This is a genomic window from Pseudomonas sp. MF6751, assembly GCF_016613265.1.
Lineage (GTDB): Bacteria > Pseudomonadota > Gammaproteobacteria > Pseudomonadales > Pseudomonadaceae > Aquipseudomonas > Aquipseudomonas fluorescens_BV.
Genome location: NZ_JAENSV010000034.1, coordinates 1 through 20,264, shown reverse-complemented (window position 1 = coordinate 20,264; position 20,264 = coordinate 1). Strand labels below are relative to the sequence as shown.

General features: G+C 57.6%; 14 protein-coding genes. 3 read left to right on the top strand and 11 right to left on the bottom strand.

What is annotated here, in order from left to right:
* Nucleotides 1-13 precede the first annotated feature (13 nt).
* Nucleotides 14-271 (top strand): hypothetical protein, encoded by a 258-nt coding sequence (locus JJD66_RS21545; RefSeq protein ID WP_034127196.1) that lies wholly within the window; start codon nucleotides 14-16, stop codon nucleotides 269-271.
* Nucleotides 272-355: 84 nt separating this feature from the next.
* Here the strand turns inward: JJD66_RS21545 and JJD66_RS21540 are convergent, their stop codons facing one another.
* Nucleotides 356-1,096: a DUF599 domain-containing protein gene (locus JJD66_RS21540; protein WP_034127195.1), complete on the bottom strand. Its 741-nt coding sequence runs from the start codon at nucleotides 1,094-1,096 to the stop codon at nucleotides 356-358.
* A gap of 216 nt (nucleotides 1,097-1,312) precedes the next feature.
* Between JJD66_RS21540 and JJD66_RS21535 the strand changes: the two genes are divergently transcribed.
* Nucleotides 1,313-5,074: a dermonecrotic toxin domain-containing protein gene (locus tag JJD66_RS21535; RefSeq protein WP_200648980.1), complete on the top strand. Its 3,762-nt coding sequence runs from the start codon at nucleotides 1,313-1,315 to the stop codon at nucleotides 5,072-5,074.
* A 90-nt stretch (nucleotides 5,075-5,164) separates the two neighbouring features.
* On the opposite strand, the gene brnQ is transcribed toward JJD66_RS21535, so the two are convergent.
* The 10 genes from brnQ to sdhC form a co-directional block, all read right to left on the bottom strand.
* Nucleotides 5,165-6,478: a branched-chain amino acid transport system II carrier protein gene (gene brnQ / locus JJD66_RS21530; protein ID WP_003190014.1), complete on the bottom strand. Its 1,314-nt coding sequence runs from the start codon at nucleotides 6,476-6,478 to the stop codon at nucleotides 5,165-5,167.
* Nucleotides 6,479-6,906: 428 nt separating this feature from the next.
* Nucleotides 6,907-7,788: a succinate--CoA ligase subunit alpha gene (sucD, locus tag JJD66_RS21525; protein ID WP_003190013.1), complete on the bottom strand. Its 882-nt coding sequence runs from the start codon at nucleotides 7,786-7,788 to the stop codon at nucleotides 6,907-6,909.
* Nucleotides 7,788-8,954 (bottom strand): ADP-forming succinate--CoA ligase subunit beta, encoded by a 1,167-nt coding sequence (gene sucC / locus JJD66_RS21520; RefSeq protein WP_003190011.1) that lies wholly within the window; start codon nucleotides 8,952-8,954, stop codon nucleotides 7,788-7,790. Before sucC ends, sucD begins: the two co-directional genes overlap by 1 nt.
* A 204-nt stretch (nucleotides 8,955-9,158) precedes the next feature.
* Complete coding sequence (lpdA, locus tag JJD66_RS21515) at nucleotides 9,159-10,595, bottom strand: dihydrolipoyl dehydrogenase (RefSeq protein ID WP_003190010.1); 1,437 nt, start codon at nucleotides 10,593-10,595, stop codon at nucleotides 9,159-9,161.
* Between the two features lie 99 nt (nucleotides 10,596-10,694).
* Nucleotides 10,695-11,918, bottom strand: coding sequence for a 2-oxoglutarate dehydrogenase complex dihydrolipoyllysine-residue succinyltransferase (odhB, locus tag JJD66_RS21510; protein ID WP_105226289.1), 1,224 nt, complete (start codon nucleotides 11,916-11,918; stop codon nucleotides 10,695-10,697).
* A gap of 44 nt (nucleotides 11,919-11,962) precedes the next feature.
* Nucleotides 11,963-14,794: a 2-oxoglutarate dehydrogenase E1 component gene (locus JJD66_RS21505; RefSeq protein ID WP_014717731.1), complete on the bottom strand. Its 2,832-nt coding sequence runs from the start codon at nucleotides 14,792-14,794 to the stop codon at nucleotides 11,963-11,965.
* A gap of 262 nt (nucleotides 14,795-15,056) precedes the next feature.
* The gene (locus tag JJD66_RS21500) at nucleotides 15,057-15,761 is read right to left on the bottom strand and encodes a succinate dehydrogenase iron-sulfur subunit (protein ID WP_003172807.1); all 705 of its coding nucleotides are present in this window, start codon (nucleotides 15,759-15,761) and stop codon (nucleotides 15,057-15,059) included.
* Between the two features lie 11 nt (nucleotides 15,762-15,772).
* Complete coding sequence (gene sdhA / locus JJD66_RS21495; protein WP_010211741.1) at nucleotides 15,773-17,545, bottom strand: succinate dehydrogenase flavoprotein subunit; 1,773 nt, start codon at nucleotides 17,543-17,545, stop codon at nucleotides 15,773-15,775.
* 3 nt (nucleotides 17,546-17,548) lie between these two features.
* Nucleotides 17,549-17,917: a succinate dehydrogenase, hydrophobic membrane anchor protein gene (sdhD, locus tag JJD66_RS21490; protein ID WP_003172805.1), complete on the bottom strand. Its 369-nt coding sequence runs from the start codon at nucleotides 17,915-17,917 to the stop codon at nucleotides 17,549-17,551.
* Nucleotides 17,911-18,285 (bottom strand): succinate dehydrogenase, cytochrome b556 subunit, encoded by a 375-nt coding sequence (sdhC, locus tag JJD66_RS21485; protein WP_014717729.1) that lies wholly within the window; start codon nucleotides 18,283-18,285, stop codon nucleotides 17,911-17,913. The genes sdhD and sdhC overlap by 7 nt, the downstream gene beginning before the upstream one ends.
* Before the next feature lie 365 nt (nucleotides 18,286-18,650).
* On the opposite strand from sdhC, the gene gltA reads away from it, so the two are divergent.
* On the top strand, nucleotides 18,651-19,940 hold the full coding sequence (gltA, locus tag JJD66_RS21480; protein WP_014717728.1) for a citrate synthase: 1,290 nt from the start codon (nucleotides 18,651-18,653) through the stop codon (nucleotides 19,938-19,940).
* The last annotated feature ends 324 nt before the right edge of the window (nucleotides 19,941-20,264 follow it).

Genomic DNA, 20,264 nt, shown 5'->3' with positions numbered 1-20,264 from the left:
GGAGAAACACCCCATGCGTAAGACATTAGCTATTTCCATGATGCTGGCCGCTGCTCTCGGTCTGGCTGCCTGCGACAAGAAATCCGAAGACAAAGCCCAAGACGCTGCTGCACATGCTGAGCAAGCTCAGCAAGATATGGCTAAAGCACAGGATAAAGTGAACGACGCTGCGAAAGAAAACGCCGAAGCTGCCAAAGCTCAGGCCGAATCGAACGAAGCGGCTGCAAAAGAAGCTGCACCTGCCGCACCTGCAGAACCTGCCAAGCAGTAATCGCAGGGTTTAAAGCTGTATTGCAGCAAAAAGAAAGCCCGCTGACCAAGCGGGCTTTTCTTTGTCCGGGATTTGCTGCCAGCGCTACGATGCGCCCTCTTTTACAGCGTCGACTGCCGGCATATCGGTCGGGGTGTACACCATCACCTGCAATACATCGGAATGGAACTCGCGGCGGTACAGCACCAACACCACCCCACTGCTCATCAACATGAACAACCAGGGGCTGACAAACCAGGCCAGCATGGTCATGCCGAAGTAATACGCACGCAGGCCAAAGTTGAACTGGTTGGCCGCCATCGAAATCACCCGCGCTGCCCGCAAGGCAAATGCATTGCGCTCCTGCTCCGACACATGTCGTTCACCAATCATCGGCGCCGAGCCCACCAGCACCGCCGCGAAGTTGTACTGACGCATGCACCAGCTGAAAGTAAAAAACGCATAGACAAATACCAGGGCCAGGCACAGCAACTTGACCTCCGACATGCCCTGGGACGCCTGCTGCACCATTGGAATGTCTGCCAGCAACGACACCGCCCGCTCCGAAGCACCGAGCACGGTCAGGATACCCGCAAGGATGATCAAGGTACTGGAAGCAAAGAACGAGGCATTACGCTCCAGGTTGCCGATCACGCTGGCATCGGCGATGCGGTTATCGCGCAACAGCATGCGGCGCATCCAGTCTTCACGGTAGAGGTGCAACACGCTGGCCAGGCAGGCCGTATCTCGAGCTTTCCAAGTGGCGTAACGGGTATAGCCGCCCCAGCACAGGATGAACCACAGGGCGGCAAGCAGGTGGACTTGATTGGTTTCGACGAACGACATGCGGGTCCTTCTAAATGTGAGCCCGGTGAGTTGTGCAACAAATATCAAAACCCCGGTCGTACTACCTGTCTTTTATGAGAATTCCTGTTTCCAGATATGCATGAGTTCGGCCTTGGAACCAATAGGACGCCTCCACTCACTTAGTTGGCCCCAAGGCACGAAGCCTTGATCATTTCTCAGGCGGAAGGAACTGCATATCTATCCTTAGGATGTTAAATGCGCTCAACGTCTCTCTCTGTCAGCCAAACACATGCGCCGCAAGCGATCCAGCTGTCCGTGGGCACAGCCTCTGAATCGACAACGCAACACCCGCCTTTATCGCATCACCCTCAGCCCAAGCCGTTGGGACTAGACCCGGATGATCGGATCAAAATCCAAGTAGCCGGCATAAAGCCAGTCGTTGCCAATGATACAGGGCCGAACGCAGTTGCCGCGCAATCCCAATTGATCGAGCAGCATCAGGCGTACAACCAGAAAATTATTGATTTACTCAGTCAGCAGATGACATTCCAACGCTTCACCCAGGCTCAGTTGAAAAAAGCCTTTCCCCAGCTCACATCAATCGACCCGAACATTATCCACGTCAACACCTATCGAAAACAGCCGCCGGCAGAGCCCGTGCTGATTTCTACGCAAAGCTTATCGGAGGCATTGCTCGAAAAAGTCGCGCAAGTCCACATAAACGCCGTCACTGGCACGCCCAACACTGAAGAGCACAGTGCCGACATACAAACGGGCTTTTACATTGACGGACCTGCGGGTGCTCCCCAAACCAGGTTGGAGCATCAGGGTTCCCTGCTGACGCTTGCACACGATATCGCAACCCGCTTTTCAGGCGCGCTCAGTAGCTACTGGAAAAGATCACCCGTAGGCTCCCCCAAGCAGCCATCACGTTCAGCCCAACTGCTCGCCCTGCATCGGCAAATGCTTTCCACCGAGGCAGCCCTGCGGGTTGAAGACGGAACCCTCAGCGAGGCTGGCAAAAAGTTGATCGACACCGCCTTTCAGTACCCCACCCTTGAAGCACGCGAGCGCGAACTTCCCGCAGGGGATCGGCCTGGGGTGTATCCGATCCGGATAGATGACAACTCCGCCAACGGCGCATTTTTAGCCGGTTGTTTTCTTATCACTCGCAGCGACGGCTCGTCGGCCGAGGCACCTTACACCGCAAGTGACACCCGTAATATCGGGCTGGATGACACCACCGGGCCTGTAGTGCTTTACACCCCCGGGGACGGTTTCGAGGAGTTCGCGAGCCCTGGCAAAGCCCGCGAAGCATTGATGCGGAGGATCGATAATGATGACGAGAAGGCCAACCTGCTACTCAAAAGTCTACCGGTGTCGGTAGAGCACAGTCGAAACCCTCCGTGGGGTGATGATTTAATGCTGGGATTCGCCCCCGTCTGCGGCGACGTCGTGGCACAAACCTTTCCCCAGTTGTTGCAGCGACAGGCTGACGAGGTCAATGAAACCATGCGGGCCGGGTTCGCCCAAACGCAAGCCGAAGCTGGCTCCTCTCGCACACCGTCGTTGCTCTCTGCCCAAACTGTCGAAACCATCAATGATGCAGCGGATCTTTCACTGCATTTCGATGGCAGTAATGCCCTGCTCGCACGCAATGAACAACTGCACAACAAACTGCAACCACAATGGCTTAAAGAACTGACTCCCCAACAAGAAACGAGCTATAGGGAGCTGGAGGAAGCACAGGATACAAGCCTTACGCACTTGCAAGCGCTATTGGTAAACATCCCGGCCCCCAACATTTTCGCCAAACAGTTGCTGGCCCAGGCGTTGAAAGCCAAGCTGCCGGGCCGCTACCAGCACGAGGAAATAGACCCAGACCGCGTGATGGTTCAGATGACCACACAGCAGTCGAGCAATCGCGGACTTTTAGGTACCGCAAACGCACCAAAGCCGCAGATCCACACCCGATCGCTGACCGACCTGGCTCTCATGAACACAACGCCATGGCATGAACGCTCGCCGACGAGCACCTGGTCCGCTCGCGTCGTAAGTGCTAACGGAAAATACCTGCTTACCCTGGATAAGCCGTTTCTCGAGAACCTGATCAGCCAAACCGATGTGGGCGGCAAATACCTCAAACTACTCGATGACAAACTCAGCCCCACTGCCGCCTCCGACGAAGCCAGGGTGCTGCCCGACGCGTGGAAAAACCATCTGAAGGCAAGGATGGCCAAGGACGCGTTCATCACCAGCCTGGATCCCGACGCCTATCTGAACAGGCAAAAAATCGCCGAACAATGGATCGAAGCGACACTTGAGCATAGCGACTCCACCACCTGGCCAATCGTGAATGGTGCGTCCATCGTCTCGCATAGAGTGGTCCTGAACGGCAAACCCGTCCAGGGCATGATGGTCATCAAACCGACCAACCACCCCTCGCTGGTGCTGTACAGCCCGGATGCTCCCGACGGACGTCCCTTCAGAGAAATTGTGGACGAGGATCAACTTAACACGCTGCTGAACACGCCCGAGTGGATGTCCTACATGGATCAGCGGGTATCACCTGTTGATCGATATAATATTCACGACACCCTGTTTTTGCCTCAGCTCGGCACGTGGCTCAAGAAATTCGCGGCCGACTATGAAGCGGGCATCCGGCTGAAGCCGTTCAAAGGTAGCATCACTGAAAACCTGTACATGCAGGAGGTGGGGTTACTCAGAGGGAGAGCGTCGGTTGGGATGACAACCAGCGCAGAGGTATCGGCCCGATCCGCAGCCAACAAATTAATGTTCGCCGCAGACATAGCCCAATTCGTTCTAAGCCTCATCCCGGTCAACGCTGGTATGTCAGCCACCAACAGGCTCTCCAAGGCTGCGCTAAGAACGTTGCGTACACCCGGACGAAGCCTGCCCAAGCTCCTCACCCAACCGGGACGCTGGGGGGCGGTGTACGACGATTTCGCCATGGCTGCGTCGGGTATCCCTTTACTCAAAAGGACCCCGTTGCGCCCAGTGTTCAGAACCCCTGGGCGCACGCTCCAACGGCGACTGACAAACACGGCAGGTACAAATGGTACGCCAAGCGGTCACGTCGTACCGGTTCCGGGTACGTCGATATCGGGCGGCCGCCCCTCAAGCATCCCGACCCAATTGCCGAACGCGGCCCACCCTGTACAGAACCGTGGGGACCTCGCCGCGCACGCACTGGATAATCAGCTACTGGCAGGAAAACCGCTCAGCACCACCAGGCCACAACAAGTCGGTGAAAAATGGTTGATCCGTTACACCGATAACTCAAACGTGAGCAGGGTCTATCAAATAAGCCCAGCGTTCAAATTCGAATCAGGATTTGTAAACGTTATAAACCCCGAAACAAAGCGTCGGGTGGCTACGCTTTTGAACAAAGGGAACGGCGAATGGGTGCTAACCGGTTTGCCGGGAGGCGCCAAACTACCCCAAACGCTAGAACCCCTACCGCAGCCTCATTCTGCCTCCTCGGCGGAAAACCTAGTGCCTGCAAGCAGCTCTTCCACCTCCGGCAGTTGGCGAATAGAGCCGCCCATTCGAAAACCACTTGCAGTGCTGGTCAATACCAGGGCTCGTGACCTGAACGCCGAGCTGCATCTGGCCGGAGCGGCATTGAACCCCCGAGCGGCCCGAGCGGAACTGGTTCGCATCACAAAGCCGGATGACCTGAAGGTTGTATTGAAACCCGACACAGTCAGCAAGTTCGTCTTCACTCAAGACAACCAACTGATCATCGGTACTATCGACAAAAGTGCACCGCCAAAATGGTTATCACATCCTGCCATCGCGGAAATCGGCGCTGGCAGTGGCCAATCAGAAAAGGTAGTCAGCGCAGGCTATATAAGGAAAGATGCCTTCGGGAAATTCCACCTTTCCGATGTCTCTGGACACTATCTACCCAAAAAAAGCGATTTAAGGCCCGCCCAGGAATATTTGAGGAACATGGGAGTGGATTCGACAAAGAGCAAGTTCCCGATACCCTGAAACAGGCAGCCTGGCTTGGCACTGCGTACAAAAAAAGCCCCGGATCATTTGATCCGGGGCTTTTTAATTGCAGCGTATAAGTCAGAGGTTTTAAGCGATCGCTTCGCTGCGCTTGCCCAGCATACGGTCAATCACCACGGCTACGACCAGCGTCATCACCGACGGCACCAGCCACGCCAAGCCTTGTTCGCTCAACGGCAGGTTTACCAGTTGCGTAGGCATCCAACCCGCCAGGCCCGCACCCTTGAGTGCGTCGATGCAGCCAAAGATGAACGACACCAGCATCACCGGGCCGACAATACGGCCCTGTTCCTGCCAGAACCCTTTGCAGAAGCTCAAGGCCACCAACACGATGCACGGCGGGTAGATCGCGGTCAGCACCGGGATCGAGAAGGCAATGAGTTTGGTCAAGCCCAGGTTGGACACAAACAGCGAGAACAGTGCCAGGATCACCACCAGGGTCTTGTAGGACAGCGGCAGGATCTTACTGAAGTACTCGGCACAGGCACAGGTCAGGCCCACGGCGGTCACCAGGCATGCCAGGGAAATCAGCACGGCGAGGAAACCACTACCCAGGGAGCCGAACGTGTACTGCACATAGGCGTGCAGTACCGCCGCGCCATTGCTGGCACCCGCGGCCACGGCATGGCTGCCCGAACCCAGACGGAACAGGCTGACGTACACCAGTGCCAGGCCCACGCCGGCAATCAGCCCGGCAATGATCGCGTAACGGGTGATCAGCTTGGGTGACTCGACGCCACGGGAGCGAATAGCGTTGACGATCACAATGCCGAACACCAGGGCGCCCAGGGTATCCATGGTCAGGTAACCATTGATAAAGCCTTGGGAGAACGGCGCGGCAACGTATTCCGGCGTGGCAACCCCCACCTCACCGGCGGGCAAGGCAAACGCAGCGATACCGAGGATAGCCAGGGCGATGATCTTCAGCGGCGCCAGGAAACGGCCCACGGTGTCCAGCAGTCGCCCTGGGTACAGGGAGACAAAGAACACCACCAGGAAATACACCGAGCTGTAGAGGAACAGCGCCAACGGGCTTTCACCGGTCAAGGGCGCCAGGCCCACTTCAAACGATACTGTTGCGGTGCGTGGGGTCGCAAACAGTGGGCCCACTGCCAGGTAGGCCGCTGCCGCCAGCAGGCCACCGGCAATCTTGCCTATCGGGCTGCTCAGCGCGTCCATGCCACCACCGACCTTGGCCAGGGCGATCACGGTGACCACCGGCAAACCGACTGCGGTGATCAGAAAGCCCAGCGCCGCCATCCACACATGCGGCCCGGACTGCAAACCCACGATAGGCGGGAAGATGATGTTGCCGGCGCCCACGAACAGGGCAAAGGTCATAAAGCCCAGCGCCAGGATATCCTGGCTTTTCAACACTTTCATTTGAGGAAATACCACACTACTGAATCGGAATTTAGAGAGGGCTTCCCTATGGATGAGGGAAATGCTGCCGGCCCTTGTGGGGACCGACCGGTCTAGCGCGCAGCTTCCTTTTGGGACGCGGACGCATAAAGAGGCGGCTAGAGTACAGAATCAGGCTGACAAACGCACTGTTGCGGGGCGAACTGTCCGATAAGCGACATTTCAATGTCGCGTTTTCATACTTAATTGGGCAACACAGAACCCTGTGGGCGCTGGCTTGCCTGCGATGGCATCGACTCGGTTTGGCTGATGCACCCAGTTGCCTGTATCGCAGGCAAGCCAGCTCCCACATTGAACCGAGCACATTCGTCAATCTGGATATATCCAGAATGCACAAAGGCCACCCGAAGGTGGCCTTTGTGTGGTGAAGCGTCAGCTAAGCGCGAGGCTTACTTGACAGCCCAACCGGTCAGCTCGGCCAGGGCCTTGCCGATGTCTGCCAGCGAACGCACGGTTTTAACGCCTGCGTCTTGCAGTGCAGCGAATTTCTCGTCTGCAGTGCCTTTGCCGCCAGAGATGATTGCGCCAGCATGGCCCATGCGCTTGCCCGCAGGGGCAGTCACACCAGCGATGTAGGAAACAACCGGCTTGGTCACGTGTGCTTTGATGTAGGCAGCCGCTTCTTCTTCAGCCGAACCGCCGATCTCACCGATCATCACGATCGCTTCGGTCTTCGGGTCTTCCTGGAACAGCTTCAGGATGTCGATGAAGTTGGAGCCTGGGATCGGGTCACCGCCGATGCCGACGCAAGTCGACTGACCGAAACCGGCGTCAGTGGTCTGCTTCACAGCTTCGTAGGTCAGGGTGCCGGAACGGGAAACGATACCGACTTTACCTGGCAAGTGAATGTGACCTGGCATGATGCCGATCTTGCATTCGCCTGGGGTGATCACGCCTGGGCAGTTAGGGCCGATCAGGACTACGCCCAGCTCGTCGCACTTAACTTTAGCGTCCAGCATGTCCAGGGTAGGAATGCCTTCGGTGATGCAGACGATCAGCTTGATGCCGCCGAACGCCGCTTCCAGGATCGAGTCCTTGCAGAAAGGAGCTGGAACGTAGATCACGCTGGCAGTGGCGCCAGTGGCTTCTACTGCTTCTTTTACAGTGTTGAACACGGGCAGGCCCAGGTGCTCGGTGCCGCCTTTGCCTGGTGTTACGCCGCCAACCATCTGGGTGCCGTATTCGATGGCTTGCTGGGTGTGGAAACTACCTTGCGAACCGGTAATACCCTGGCAGATAACTTTGGTGTCTTTATTGATCAGGACGCTCATTACTTGCCCTCCGCAGCTTTGACAACTTGTTGAGCAGCGTCGGTCAGGCTGGTAGCCGCGATGATGTTCAAACCGCTTTCTGCCAGTACTTTAGCGCCCAGTTCAGCGTTGTTACCTTCAAGGCGAACAACAACCGGGATTTTAACGCCGACTTCTTTCACTGCACCGATGATGCCTTCGGCAATCATGTCGCAACGAACGATGCCGCCGAAGATGTTGACCAGTACTGCGGCGACGTTGGAGTCGGACAGGATGATCTTGAACGCTTCGGTAACGCGTTCCTTGGTAGCGCCACCACCTACGTCGAGGAAGTTGGCTGGCTTGCCGCCATGCAGGTTGACGATGTCCATGGTACCCATGGCCAGGCCGGCACCGTTGACCATGCAGCCGATGTTGCCTTCCAGGGCTACGTAGTTCAGTTCGAACTTGGCAGCGTGCGCTTCGCGCGGATCGTCTTGCGACGGATCGTGGAAAGTCTTCAGCTTAGGCTGACGGTACATGGCGTTGGCGTCGATGTTGATCTTGGCATCGAGGCAGTGCAGATCGCCGTCAGCCTTGATCACCAGCGGGTTCACTTCCAGCAGGGCCAGATCGTGATCCTGGAACAGTTTGGCCAGACCTACGAAGATCTTGGCGAACTGGGCAACTTGCTTGCCTTCCAGGCCCAGCTGGAAAGCCAGCTCGCGACCCTGGAATGGCTGAGCGCCAACCAGTGGATCGATAGTGGCCTTCAGAATTTTTTCTGGGGTTTCGTGAGCGATTTTCTCGATGTCCACGCCACCTTCGGTGGAAGCCATGAACACGATGCGACGGCTCGAACGGTCAACGACAGCGCCCAGGTACAGCTCTTTAGCGATATCAGTGCACGATTCAACCAGGATCTTGGTGACTGGTTGGCCATTGGCATCAGTCTGGTAAGTCACCAGACGCTTGCCCAGCCACTGCTGTGCGAAGGCCTTGGCGTCTTCTTTGCTGCGAACCAGCTTGACGCCGCCCGCTTTACCGCGACCACCGGCGTGGACCTGGGCTTTGACAACCCACTCGCTGCCGCCGATTTTGTCGCAAGCTTCTGCTGCTGCTTCCGGGGTATCTACTGCGTAGCCCTTGGAAACTGGCAGGCCGTATTCAGCGAACAGCTGCTTACCCTGATACTCGTGAAGATTCATGCTTTTTACCGTCTTCGTTAGGTACTGCGCATTCGGCGCTGCGCTCATTATGAGTGCCGCGCCACCTGTGACTGCTGCTTGCGCAACTTGCGGGGCTTATGGCCCGTAAAGCTGCGCAAGGCTGCGTCCAGCGGATATTCCGCGGTGAGTCTTGCGCGCAAGGCTCACGACGGGCAACTCCGCCGTGGTTTCTTATTATCTCGCTTAGCGCTTCTTGCGGTTGGCGATGTGGATGGCGCCGCCATTCACTGCCAACGCTGCTTCGTGCAACGCTTCGGACAGGGTCGGATGGGAGAAGACCATCATGCCCAAGTCCTCGGCACTGGTGCCGAATTCCATGCCGATCGCGCCTTGCTGAACCAATTCTGCAGCGCTTGGGCCAATCACGTGGACGCCCAAAACGCGGTCAGTCTTGGCATCAGCGATGACTTTGACAAAACCACCGGTGTCGTTGGCTGCCATGGCACGGCCAGAAGCGGCAAACGGGAAGGTGCCGACGTTAACTTCAACGCCTTCAGCTTTCAACTGCTGTTCGTTCTTGCCGACCCATGCAATTTCCGGGTGGGTGTAGATAACCGATGGGATCAGGTCGTAGTTCATCTGGGTCTTGTGACCCTTGATGCGCTCGACAACCATGATGCCTTCTTCGGAAGCCTTGTGGGCCAGCATCATGCCACGAACCACGTCGCCAATGGCATAGACGCCAGGCACGGTGGTAGCGCAATGATCGTCAACGTGGATGAAACCACGCTCGTCGATGTTCACGCCGCTGTCGGAAGCCAACAGGTCATTGGTCACTGGGCGGCGACCAACGGCAACGATCAGCTTGTCGAAGGTGATGGTCTGCTCGCCGTCTTTATCGGTGTAGGTCACCACGACTTCTTCGCCGTTGACCTTGGAACCGGTAACACGGGCGCCAAGCTTGATGTCCAGACCTTGTTTGGTCAGGGTTTTCAGCGCTTCCTTGGAGACTGCAGTGTCAGCCGCCAGCAGGAACGTGTCCAGGGCTTCCAGCACGGTGACTTCAGCGCCCAGACGCGACCATACCGAACCCAGCTCCAGACCGATGACGCCAGCGCCGATCACGCCCAGGCGCTTAGGCACAGCCTGGAATTCCAGGGCGCCGGTCGAATCAACGATCACGTTGTTATCAACAGGAGCAGGCGGAATGTCGATTGGACGCGAACCTGGCGCCAGGATCACGTTTTCGGCTTCGATGACTTCAACCGAACCGTCTGGCTTGGTGACTTCAACTTTCTTGCCGGCCAGCAGCTTGCCGTGGCCTTGAATCGAAGTAACGCCGTTGGCCTTGAACAAGGTGGCAACGCCGGAAGTCAGGCCTTTGACGATGTTGGCTTTACGCCCGACCATTGCTGGTACGTCCATGGTCACGCCAGCATGGTTGATGCCGTGGATCGCGAAGCCGTCTTGGGCTTCGTGGAATTTCCAGGAGCTGTCCAGAAGCGCCTTGGACGGAATGCAACCCACGTTCAGGCAAGTACCGCCCAGCGCCAGTTTGCCTTCCTTGTCGGTGTATTTTTCGATGCAAGCAGTGGAGAGGCCCAGTTGCGCAGCCTTGATGGCGGCAACATAGCCGCCAGGGCCTGCACCAATCACTACAACGTCAAATTTCTGTGTCATGAAAATAGATCCTCTATTTGCGACAAGCTTCTAGCCACACGTTGCAAGCCAAGCTGCTTTTTCCTACAGCTTGTAGCTCGCAACGTGCGACTGCTTCTATCAGATGTCCAGGAGCAGGCGAGCCGGGTCTTCCAGCAGGTTCTTGATGGTCACCAGGAACGTCACGGCTTCTTTACCGTCGATCAGGCGGTGATCGTAAGACAGTGCCAGGTACATCATTGGGCGGATCACGACTTGGCCGTTGATGGCCATCGGACGCTGGATGATGTTGTGCATGCCCAGGATCGCGGCTTGCGGTGGGTTGACGATCGGCGTCGACATCATCGAACCGAAGGTACCACCGTTGGTGATGGTGAAGGTACCGCCGGTCATCTCGTCGATGGTCAGCTTGCCGTCACGGGCTTTCTTGCCGAAGCCAGCGATGCCGCCTTCGATTTCGGCCAGGCTCATCAGCTCGGCGTTACGCAGGACTGGAACCACCAGGCCACGGTCGCTGGAGACGGCAACGCCGATATCTGCGTAGCCGTGGTAAACGATGTCGCCGCCGTCGATGGAAGCGTTGACTGCCGGGAAGCGCTTCAGCGCTTCGGTGGCCGCTTTCACGAAGAACGACATGAAGCCCAGGCGCACGCCGTTGTGGGACTTCTCGAACAGGTCCTTGTACTTAGAACGCAGGGCCATGACTTCGGTCATGTCGACTTCGTTGAAGGTGGTCAGCATCGCCATGTTCGACTGAGCTTCAACCAGGCGCTTGGCCACGGTGGCACGTACGCGAGTCATCGGTACGCGCTTCTCGGTGCGGTCGCCAGCGGCAAACACAGGCGCAGCGGCAGCAGGAGTTGCAGCCTTGGCAGGTGCGGCAGCCGGAGCGTTCTTCTTGGCTTCAACTGCGGCAACCACGTCTTCCTTGGTCACACGGCCATCTTTGCCGGTGCCCTTGATGGAAGCCAGGTTGATGCCGTTTTCTTCAGCCAGTTGACGCGCAGCCGGGGCAGCGATTGGATCTTCGCCACCGGCTGCCGGTGCAGCGGCAGGCGCCGAAGCAGCCGTTGCAGCAGCGGCAGGAGCAGGCGCTGCAGCAGCGCTGCCCTCTTCGATCGAGCCCAACACCTGGTTCGACAGAACGGTAGCGCCCTCTTCCGCAACGATCGCGCCCAGCACGCCGTCAGCTTCGGCCAATACTTCCAGAACGACTTTGTCGGTCTCGATGTCGACGATCAGGTCGTCACGCTTGACGGCCTCGCCTGGTTTCTTGTGCCAGGTGGCAACGGTGCCATCGGCAACCGATTCCGGGAATGACGGGGCTTTGATTTCGATAGCCATTATCTGTAGGTCCTTAAAATTCGGTTTCAGTCAGCGCGAAGGCGTTAAACAGTGAAAGCATCTTGCAGCAGTTTTTCCTGCTGCTCGGCGTGCATCGACGCATAACCACAGGCAGGTGCAGCAGAAGCATCACGACCGGCGTACTCAAGGACCAAGGCCTTGTTGTGGTTGCCGATGCTGCGACGCAGATGATGCTGGCTGCTGTACCAGGCGCCCTGGTTCATCGGTTCTTCCTGACACCACACTACGTTCGTGAGGTTGGTGTAAGGCGCGATGATCTCCATGAGGTCATCTTCCGGGAACGGATAAAGCTGCTCGATACGCACGATGGCGATGTCTTCGCGGCCTTCGGCACGGCGTTTTTCCAGCAGATCGTAGTAGACCTTGCCGCTGCACAGGATCAGGCGAGTGACCTTGGCGGCGTCCAGCGTATCGATCTCTGGAATCACGGTCTGGAACGAACCTTGGGCCAGATCTTCCAGGGTCGAAACGGCCAGTTTGTGACGCAACAGCGACTTCGGCGTCAGCACCACCAGCGGCTTGCGCAGCGGACGGATCACCTGGCGGCGCAGCAAGTGGTAGATCTGGGCCGGGGTCGTCGGCACGCACACCTGAATGTTGTGCTCGGCGCACAGTTGCAGGTAACGCTCCAGACGGGCCGAGGAGTGCTCCGGGCCCTGACCTTCATAACCGTGTGGCAGCAGCATGGTCAGACCGCACAGACGGCCCCACTTGTGCTCGCCGCTGGTGATGAACTGGTCGATAACTACCTGGGCACCGTTGGCGAAGTCGCCGAACTGGGCTTCCCAGATCACCAGCGCGTTCGGCGTGGTGGTCGAGTAACCGTATTCGAACGCCAGTACGGCTTCTTCGGACAGGAACGAATCGTACAGGTCGAAACGTGGCTGGCCTTCGTACAGGTTCTGCAACGGGATGTAGGTGCCCGCGTCTTTCTGGTTGTGCAATACAGCATGACGGTGCGAGAACGTACCGCGGCCGATATCCTGGCCGGTCATGCGGATCGGGTGACCTTCGAACGCCAGGGTCGCGTACGCCATGGTTTCGGCGTAACCCCAGTTGATCGGCAGGCCACCGGCTTGCATCTTCTGACGGTCTTCGTAGATCTTCGCAACCTGGCGCTGTACGACGAAGCCTTCGGGAATTTCCAACAGCTTGGCGGACAGTTCCTGCAACGTCTTCAAATCGAACGAGGTATCGTGACGGGCAGTCCAGGTGTGGCCCAGGTATGGGCGCCAGTCAACGAACAGCTCTTTGTTCGGCTCCTTGACCAGGCTTTTCACTACATGCAGGCCGTTGTCCAGCGCGTTGCGGTATTCGTCGACTTTCGCCTGAACACGCGCATCGTCAACCACGCCGGCCTTGGTCAGGCTTTCGGCGTACAGCTCACGGGTGGTGCGCTGCTTGGTGATCTGCTGGTACATCAACGGCTGGGTGCCGCTTGGCTCGTCCGCTTCGTTGTGACCGCGACGGCGGTAGCAAACCAGGTCGATGACCACGTCACGCTTGAACTGCATGCGGTAGTCGACAGCCAGTTGAGTCACGAACAGCACGGCTTCCGGATCATCGCCATTCACATGGAGGATCGGCGCCTGAATCATCTTGGCAACGTCGGTAGCGTACTCGGTGGAGCGCGCATCCAACGGGTTGCTGATGGTGAAGCCCACCTGGTTGTTGATGACGATGTGAACGGTACCGCCGGTCTTGAAGCCGCGAGTCTGCGACATCTGGAACGTTTCCAGCACCACGCCTTGACCGGCGAATGCCGCGTCACCGTGGATGGAAATCGGCAGAACCTTCTCACCGGTAGAATCGTTACGACGATCCTGGCGTGCACGTACAGAACCCTCGACCACTGGCGAAACGATTTCCAGGTGGGAGGGGTTGAATGCCATGGCCAGGTGAACTTCACCGCCGGTGGTCATCACGTTGGACGAGAAGCCCTGGTGGTATTTAACGTCACCGGAACCCAACTCGACCTTCTTCTTGCCTTCGAACTCGTCGAACAGCTCACGCGGGTTCTTGCCGAAGGTGTTGACCAACACGTTCAGGCGACCACGGTGAGCCATGCCGATCACGATTTCCTTGGTGCCATAGGAACCGGAACGTTGGATCAGCTCGTCGAGCATCGGAATCAGGCTTTCGCCGCCTTCCAGGCCGAAACGCTTGGTGCCTGGGTATTTGGTGCCCAGGTATTTCTCGAGGCCTTCGGCCGCGGTCACACGCTCAAGCAGGTGGCCGCGCACATCGGCGGACAATACCGGACGGCCACGCACGCCTTCCAGGCGGTGCTGGAACCACTGGCGCTGCTCGGAATCGGTTATGTGCGTGAATTCAGCGCCGATGGTGCGGCAATATGTCTGCTGCAACGCTTCGTGAATTTCGCGTAGGCTCGCTTCCTCTTTGCCGATGAACAGGTCGCCGGCACGGAAGGTCGTATCAAGATCGGCATTGGTCAAGCCGTAATGATTGATCGACAGGTCTGCAGGTGCAGGACGCTGCCACAGCCCCAGCGGGTCAAGCTGGGCTGCCTGGTGGCCACGCATACGGTAGGCCTGGATCAGTCGCAGTACTTCAACTTGCTTCTTCTCATGCTCACTGCTCACGCTGCCGGCGGAAACCGGTTGGGCGCGGCGCTGGTTCTTTGCCAGCAGCACGAACTGATCGCGAATTGTTGCGTGCGATACATCGGTGGCAGCGTTGCCGTCTGAAGACAACGTCTGAAATTTGGTGCGCCATTCTTCTGGCACAGCGTTAGGGTCGTGCAGGTAGAGCTCATAAAGCTCTTCCACATAGGCAGCGTTACCACCTGAAAGATAGCCGCTGTTCCACATGCGCTGCATCACGCTTTCTTGCATGCTTGGTCACCCTCGATTTGGGGACACCACCGGCGAAAACACCGAGTTTGCTTGCAAAAGGCCAAGTGCAGCGACCAAAACAAGCCACTTAGGATCACGCTGATAGTTCGGGTACCAACCCGAATGCCCCTGCTTGTCTCATTTCTTCAAAATAAGAGCCGCGGCTTTGTAAGTCGCTGCTCAAGTTAAAACTACGGCGCCGGTTGAAGCCTGCGCCGTAGCATTTACGGGCACAACGGTCCTGCTTTTACTACAACGTCAGTTACACGCCGCTCTGCAGCAGCATGTTACGGATGTGACCAATGGCCTTAGTCGGGTTCAGGCCTTTAGGACATACGTTGACGCAGTTCATGATCCCGCGGCAGCGGAATACGCTGAACGGGTCATCCAGCGAAGCCAGACGCTCGGACGTCTTGGTGTCGCGGCTGTCTGCCAGGAAACGGTAGGCTTGCAGCAGCGCAGCTGGACCCAGGAACTTGTCCGGGTTCCACCAGAAGGACGGGCAGGATGTCGAGCAGCAAGCGCACAGGATGCACTCGTACAGGCCATCGAGCTTTTCACGCTCTTCCGGGGACTGCAGACGCTCGATGGCCGGAGCCGGCGTGTCGTTCTGCAGGAACGGCTTAACTTTCTCGTATTGCTTGTAGAAGATGCTCATATCGACGACCAGGTCACGGATAACCGGCAAACCTGGCAGCGGACGAACGATCAGCTTGTTGCCTTTGACCACGGCGGACAGCGGCGTGATGCACGCCAGGCCGTTTTTGCCGTTGATGTTCATGCCGTCGGAACCGCACACACCTTCACGGCAAGAGCGACGATAGGAGAAACCCTCGTCCTGCTCTTTGATCAGTGCCAGTACATCCAGCACCATCAGGTCTTTACCACCGGTATCGACCTGGAATTCCTGCATGAACGGCGCAGCGTCCTGATCAGGGTTGTAGCGATAAACACTGACTTTCAACATGGCAGCCACCCTTAGTAAGTCCGAATCTTCGGTTCAAACGTCGGTACCGTCTTCGGCGAGAAGTTCACGGCACGCTTGGTTACGCGCTTGTCACCCGGGAAGTACAGGGTGTGGCACAACCAGTTTTCGTCGTCGCGATCTTCGAAGTCTTCACGAGCGTGAGCGCCACGGGATTCTTTACGAACCTCGGCGGCGATCGCCGTCGCTTCAGCCACTTCCAGCAGGTTTTGCAGCTCAAGGGCTTCGATACGAGCGGTGTTGAACGCCTGGCTCTTATCGTTGATCTTGACGTTGGCGATGCGCTTGCGCAGGTCGGCCAGCTGGGCAATACCCTTCTGCATGTATTCACCGGTACGGAACACACCGAAGTAGTTCTGCATGCAGCTTTGCAGCTCGCGACGCAGGGTTGCCACGTCTTCGCCATCAGTGCGCTCGTTCAGAGCGTTCAGACGCGCCAGGGCAGCTTCGATGTTGGCGTCGGTGGCGTCATCGTATTCGATGCCGTCAGTCAGCGCTTTTTCCAGGTGCAGGCCAGCCGCGCGACCGAATACCACCAGGTCAAGCAGCGAGTTGCCGCCCAGGCGGTTGGCACCGTGAACCGATACGCAAGCCACTTCGCCTACCGCGAACAGACCATGGATGATCTCGTCCTCGCCTTCGGCGTTCTGGGTGATTGCCTGGCCGTGAATGTTGGTCGGCACGCCGCCCATCATATAGTGGCAAGTTGGAACCACCGGAACCGGAGCAACTACCGGGTCAACGTGGGCAAAGGTCTTGGACAGCTCGCAGATACCAGGCAGGCGGCTGTGCAGCACTTCTTCGCCCAGGTGATCGAGCTTGAGCAGTACGTGGTCGCCATTCGGGCCACAGCCGTTACCGGCGATGATTTCTTTAACCATCGAACGGGCCACAACGTCACGACCCGCCAAGTCTTTGGCGTTCGGAGCATAACGCTCCATGAAACGCTCGCCGTGCTTGTTGATCAGGTAACCACCTTCACCACGGCAACCTTCGGTCACCAGTACACCGGCGCCGGCGATGCCGGTCGGGTGGAACTGCCACATTTCGATGTCTTGTACCGGTACGCCAGCACGCAGAGCCATGCCGACGCCGTCACCGGTGTTGATCAGGGCATTGGTGGTCGACGCGTAGATACGACCTGCACCACCGGTCGCCAGCACAGTAGCCTTGGCGCGGATGTAGGTGGTTTCACCGGTTTCGATGCAGATGGCGATCACACCGACGAACTCGCCCTGTGCGTTCTTGACCAGGTCAACCGCGTAGTACTCGTTCAGGAACGTGGTACCGGCTTTCAGGTTGCCTTGGTAAAGGGTATGCAGCAGCGCGTGACCAGTACGGTCGGACGCAGCGCAGGTACGGGCAGCCTGGCCGCCTTTACCGTAATCCTTGGACTGGCCACCGAATGGACGCTGGTAGATACGGCCTTGCTCGGTACGGGAGAACGGCAGACCCATGTGGTCCAGCTCGAACACCGCGGCCGGGCCTTCCTGACACATGTATTCGATAGCGTCCTGGTCACCGATGTAGTCGGAACCCTTGACGGTATCGTACATGTGCCAGCGCCAGTCATCGTTCGGGTCGGCAGAGGCGATGGCGCAGGTGATGCCACCCTGGGCCGATACGGTGTGCGAGCGCGTCGGGAACACCTTGGTGATCACGGCAGTCTTGTGACCGCCCTGAGCCAGCTGCAGCGCAGCGCGCATGCCAGCACCGCCGCCACCAATAATGATGGCGTCGAATGAAATAGTTGGAATGTTAGCCATGAATCAGATACCCCAAAGAATCTGCACACCCCAGACGAAGTAAGCGAACATCGCAACGCCGCATACTGCCTGGAAGAGGAAACGTACTGCAGTCGCCGACTTGCCCAGCGCCATCGGCGTCAGGTAGTCAGTCGCGATGGTCCACATGCCAACCCAGGCGTGAGCGCCCAGGGCTACAAGGGCCAGCAGACTGAAGATTCGCATCGCATTGTGGGAAAACAGGCCGTGCCATTGCTCATAGCCGATGCCCGGGTTTGCGACGAGGTATCCGATCAGGAAAATGAAATAAGCCGCGAGAACGACCGCAGACACACGCTGTGCCATCCAGTCATAGAGGCCCGAACGCGACAGATTCGTTACGCTGGTTACCATATCCAAACTCCTGCCAGAACGATCAGCACCACGGAAATGGCGACGATGATTTTCGAGCCCAGGCGGCCGCCTTCCAGCGTCTCACCGATGCCCATGTCCATGATCAAGTGGCGCACACCGGCTACCAGGTGATACAGAAGAGAGGACAGGAGGCCCCATGCTACGAACTTGGCCAGCGGGCTGGTCAAGCATGCCTTCACCTCGGCGTATCCTTCCTCGGAACCCAGGGATTTGCTCAATGCATAAAGCATGATGCCCAAGCCCAGGAACAGGATGATGCCGGAAACACGGTGCAGGAACGACGTAACGCCGGTGATGGGGAGTTTGATGGTCCTTAGGTCTAGGTTTACAGGTCGTTGGCTATTCACGGCTTTTTTTCACACTGAAGAGCCCCTAACAATCAGGGCAAAGTTGTTGGGGAGTGCGACTGGTCAGGTAAGCACCACCCAGGGAGTGCGACCCCCAATGAAAGCAAGCCCAAAAGCCCTTGGCGGTCGGTGGCCGAGTATAGACAGTTAGGTTACTAATGACAACGCGCACACCTCACCCTAATAGCTGATTGCGCTGGCGGGATAAAAGGCGTAAATGGCAGTCAATTTCGACGAAAAAGTACGGTTAAAGCCTTCTGGCGCAAGACTTTAGGCAAATTGACATCTGGATTTATATCAATATAGTGGTGCGGGCCCTGCGTGGGGGGTCTGTCTGATGATTTGAAGCATAAATAGGAGGCCACATGGCTGACAAAAAAGCGCAGTTGATCATCGAGGGCGCAGCCCCCGTCGAGCTGCCCATTTTAACCGGCACCGTTGGTCCCGATGTTATCGACGTACGGGGCCTGACGGCCACGGGCCGTTTTACTTTCGACCCAGGCTTCATGTCGACCGCTTCCTGCGAGTCGAAGATCACCTATATCGATGGTGACAATGGCATTCTGCTTCATCGCGGCTACCCGATCGAGCAACTGGCTGAAAAGTCGGACTACCTGGAAACCTGCTACCTGCTGCTAAATGGCGAATTGCCAACAGCCGAGCAGAAAGCCCAGTTCGTCAGCACCGTGAAGAACCACACCATGGTTCACGAGCAGTTGAAGACCTTCTTCAACGGCTTCCGTCGCGACGCCCACCCGATGGCCGTCATGTGCGGTGTAGTGGGCGCCCTGTCGGCCTTCTATCACGACTCCCTGGACATCAATAACCCGCAGCATCGCGAAATTTCCGCGATCCGCCTGGTTGCCAAGATGCCTACCCTGGCCGCAATGGTTTACAAGTACTCCATGGGCCAACCCATGATGTACCCGCGCAACGACCTGACGTACGCGGAAAACTTCCTGCACATGATGTTCAACACCCCGTGCGAGATCAAACCGATCAGCCCGGTGCTCGCCAAGGCCATGGACCGGATCTTCATCCTCCACGCCGACCACGAGCAAAACGCTTCCACCTCTACCGTGCGCCTGGCGGGCTCTTCGGGTGCCAACCCGTTCGCCTGTATTGCCGCCGGTATCGCCGCACTGTGGGGCCCTGCCCACGGCGGTGCGAACGAAGCCGTATTGACCATGCTCGATGAAATCGGCGATGTGTCCAACATCGACACCTTCATCGCCAAGGCCAAGGACAAGAACGATCCGTTCAAGTTGATGGGCTTCGGTCACCGGGTCTACAAGAACCGCGACCCGCGCGCTACCGTCATGAAGCAGACCTGCGACGAAGTGTTGAAGGAACTGGGCATCAAGAACGATCCGCAACTCGAACTGGCCATGCGCCTGGAAGAGATCGCCCTGACCGACCCGTACTTCATCGAACGCTCGCTGTACCCGAACGTCGACTTCTACTCGGGGATCATCCTCAAGGCGATCGGCATTCCAACCAGCATGTTCACCGTGATCTTCGCCCTGGCGCGGACCGTGGGCTGGATCTCTCACTGGAAGGAAATGCTCTCCAGCCCGTACAAGATTGGCCGCCCGCGCCAGCTGTACACCGGCTACGAGTCGCGTGACATCACCAAGCTGGAAGACCGCAAGTAAGCACTTAACGGCTTGTTTGTCATGAGAACGGCCTCCCTTAGTGGAGGCCGTTTTTGTTGATGTGGCCTGACCTACCGTCATCGCAGGCAAGCCAGCTCCCACATTGGACCGCATTCCAACAAAAGAACACGGCCCAGTGTGGGAGCCGGGTTCGCCCGCGATGAGCATAGGTATCTACATAACTCTGTTAGCTCAACGGTAACCACGATGCGAAGCGAGCCGCTTTTGATCTTGATCTGCTTTTGATCTTAGGCGCCCCGTTAAACCACGCTGGCCGGAATTCGACAGGGATTTGGGGGGTAAACCGGCAGGGATGCCGGTTTA

Coding starts and splice junctions, on each gene's coding strand:
- JJD66_RS21500 (WP_003172807.1), bottom strand. CDS start 15,761: ATGTTGAAAGTCAGTGTTTATCGCTACAACCCTGATCAGGACGCTGCG.
- lpdA (WP_003190010.1), bottom strand. CDS start 10,595: ATGACACAGAAATTTGACGTTGTAGTGATTGGTGCAGGCCCTGGCGGC.
- JJD66_RS21505 (WP_014717731.1), bottom strand. CDS start 14,794: ATGCAAGAAAGCGTGATGCAGCGCATGTGGAACAGCGGCTATCTTTCA.
- sdhD (WP_003172805.1), bottom strand. CDS start 17,917: ATGGTAACCAGCGTAACGAATCTGTCGCGTTCGGGCCTCTATGACTGG.
- brnQ (WP_003190014.1), bottom strand. CDS start 6,478: ATGAAAGTGTTGAAAAGCCAGGATATCCTGGCGCTGGGCTTTATGACC.
- sucD (WP_003190013.1), bottom strand. CDS start 7,788: ATGAGCGTCCTGATCAATAAAGACACCAAAGTTATCTGCCAGGGTATT.
- gltA (WP_014717728.1), top strand. CDS start 18,651: ATGGCTGACAAAAAAGCGCAGTTGATCATCGAGGGCGCAGCCCCCGTC.
- odhB (WP_105226289.1), bottom strand. CDS start 11,918: ATGGCTATCGAAATCAAAGCCCCGTCATTCCCGGAATCGGTTGCCGAT.
- JJD66_RS21545 (WP_034127196.1), top strand. CDS start 14: ATGCGTAAGACATTAGCTATTTCCATGATGCTGGCCGCTGCTCTCGGT.
- sdhA (WP_010211741.1), bottom strand. CDS start 17,545: ATGGCTAACATTCCAACTATTTCATTCGACGCCATCATTATTGGTGGC.
- JJD66_RS21535 (WP_200648980.1), top strand. CDS start 1,313: ATGCGCTCAACGTCTCTCTCTGTCAGCCAAACACATGCGCCGCAAGCG.
- JJD66_RS21540 (WP_034127195.1), bottom strand. CDS start 1,096: ATGTCGTTCGTCGAAACCAATCAAGTCCACCTGCTTGCCGCCCTGTGG.
- sucC (WP_003190011.1), bottom strand. CDS start 8,954: ATGAATCTTCACGAGTATCAGGGTAAGCAGCTGTTCGCTGAATACGGC.